Source organism: Pseudomonas sp. UBA4194, assembly GCF_002379585.1.
Taxonomy (GTDB): Bacteria; Pseudomonadota; Gammaproteobacteria; order Pseudomonadales; family Pseudomonadaceae; genus Aquipseudomonas.
Genome location: NZ_DFUE01000060.1, coordinates 846 through 1,840 on the forward strand (window position 1 = coordinate 846; position 995 = coordinate 1,840).

A 995-nucleotide genomic window follows, 5' to 3' on the forward strand; every position below is an offset into this window, starting at 1 on the left:
TGGCGTGGAAGTGTGCCATTGGACAGGCGAATGGCAGCCTACGCGCCTGGCGGATGTAGTGGTCGGCGCCTTCGCCTGCAAGTTGCCCACGCAATACGTCGAGGCCATGGCCCAGCAGCCTCGCGCGCCGTTGTGGCTGAATCTGGACTACCTGAGCGCCGAAACCTGGGTCGATGGCTGCCACGGCCTACCGTCACCGCAGCCAAATGGCCTGCGCAAGTTTTTCTTCTTTCCAGGCTTCACCCCCGGCACCGGTGGCCTGTTGCGCGAAGCGTCGTTGCTGGCCGAGCGCCGTGCATTCCAGGCCGAGCCCAGCGCTCGAGCGGCATTTCTGGCCGCGCTGAACGTCGCGCCCGTCACCGGCGCGCGGCTGCTGTCGCTGTTTGCCTATGAGCATCCGGGGCTGGGCAGTTGGCTCGAGGCGCTGGCCGACGATGCACGGCCCAATCATTTGCTGGTCCCCGAGGGCCGGGTGCTGGGCGACGTGCAACAGTGGCTCGGCACGGCAGATCTGGCCGCCGGCAGCGTCCATCGACGGGGCAACCTGACGGTGCAGGTGCTGCCGTTCGTCCGCCAGAACGATTACGACCGCCTGCTCTGGTGCTGTGATTTCAACGCCGTGCGCGGTGAAGATTCGTTCGTGCGGGCGCAGTGGGCAGGCCGTCCGCTGGTCTGGCATATCTACATTCAGGAAGAGTACGCCCACTGGGAAAAGCTCGAGGCCTTCCTCGACCGCTACCAGCAGGGCCTCTCGCCCGCGGCCTGCGAGGCATTGCGCGGATTGTGGCGGGCGTGGAACCAGGGTGTGGAGGTTGCCGACATCGGTCCGGCCTGGCGTCAGGCCCTGCAGCACTGGCCAGAATTGACCGCCCATGCCGAATTCTGGTGCGGACAACAAGCCGCTCAGGCTGATCTTGCAACGGCGCTGGTGCAGTTTTACCGAAATTGGCTATGATACGCGGCCTAGATTTTTGTAAATCACCATCCAAATTCGG

General features: G+C 64.4%; 1 protein-coding gene. It reads left to right on the plus strand.

Translation table 11 applies throughout. The features are described from left to right. Window positions 1-955 (plus strand): elongation factor P maturation arginine rhamnosyltransferase EarP (gene earP / locus B3397_RS15320; RefSeq protein WP_296251583.1); only part of this gene is annotated, 955 nt, incomplete at its 5' end. Between the last annotated feature and the right edge of the window lie 40 nt (window positions 956-995).